The sequence below is a fragment of the Pseudomonas sp. HMSC067G02 genome (genome assembly GCF_001813485.1).
GTDB lineage: Bacteria > Pseudomonadota > Gammaproteobacteria > Pseudomonadales > Pseudomonadaceae > Pseudomonas > Pseudomonas aeruginosa.
Window position 1 is genome coordinate 1 of the sequence record NZ_KV812690.1, and the last position, 1,160, is coordinate 1,160.

At 60.5% G+C, this 1,160-nt stretch carries 1 protein-coding gene; it reads right to left on the reverse strand.

Going from position 1 to position 1,160, the window contains the following annotated elements:
* Window positions 1–1,160, reverse strand: a 1,160-nt coding sequence (gene tuf / locus HMPREF2914_RS18390) for an elongation factor Tu (RefSeq protein ID WP_017001851.1), incomplete at both ends; no start/stop codon positions are given.

Below are 1,160 nucleotides of genomic sequence, written 5' to 3' on the forward strand. Positions count from 1 at the left end.
TCGATGATCTTGGCAACCACGCCGGCGCCAACGGTACGGCCGCCTTCGCGGATCGCGAAGCGCAGGCCATCTTCCATGGCGATCGGAGCGATCAGGGTGACAACCATCTTGATGTTGTCGCCCGGCATTACCATCTCTACGCCTTCCGGCAGTTCGCAGTTACCGGTCACGTCGGTGGTACGGAAGTAGAACTGCGGACGGTAGCCCTTGAAGAACGGGGTGTGACGACCACCTTCTTCCTTGGACAGCACGTACACTTCGCACTCGAACTTGGTGTGCGGCTTGATGGTGCCCGGCTTGGCCAGAACCTGGCCACGCTCTACGTCTTCACGCTTGGTGCCGCGCAGCAGGATACCAACGTTCTCACCAGCACGACCTTCGTCGAGCAGCTTGCGGAACATTTCAACGCCGGTGCAGGTGGTCTTGGTGGTCGCCTTGATGCCGACGATTTCCACTTCTTCCTGGACCTTGATGATGCCGCGCTCTACACGACCGGTTACCACGGTACCGCGGCCGGAGATCGAGAACACGTCTTCGATCGGCATCAGGAACGGCTGGTCGATGGCACGAACCGGCTCCGGAATGTAGGAATCCAGGGTCTCTACCAGCTTCTGCACGGCGCTTACGCCGATGCCGTTGTCATCCTTGCCTTCCAGCGCCATCAGCGCGGAACCGATGATGATCGGAGTGTCGTCGCCCGGGAAGTCGTAGGTGTTCAGCAGATCGCGAACTTCCATCTCGACCAGTTCCAGCAGCTCGGCGTCGTCAACCATGTCGGCCTTGTTCAGGAACACGACGATGTAGGGAACGCCTACCTGGCGGGACAGCAGGATGTGCTCGCGGGTCTGCGGCATGGGGCCGTCGGCAGCCGAGCAAACCAGGATCGCGCCGTCCATCTGGGCAGCACCGGTGATCATGTTCTTCACGTAGTCGGCGTGACCGGGGCAGTCAACGTGGGCGTAGTGACGAACAGCGGAATCGTATTCAACGTGCGAGGTGTTGATGGTGATACCGCGGGCCTTTTCTTCCGGCGCGTTGTCGATCTGATCGAAAGCACGAGCGGAACCACCCCAGGTGTCGGAGCAGACCTTGGTCAGTGCAGCGGTCAGAGTGGTCTTGCCATGGTCAACGTGACCGATGGTGCCGACGTTGACGTGCGG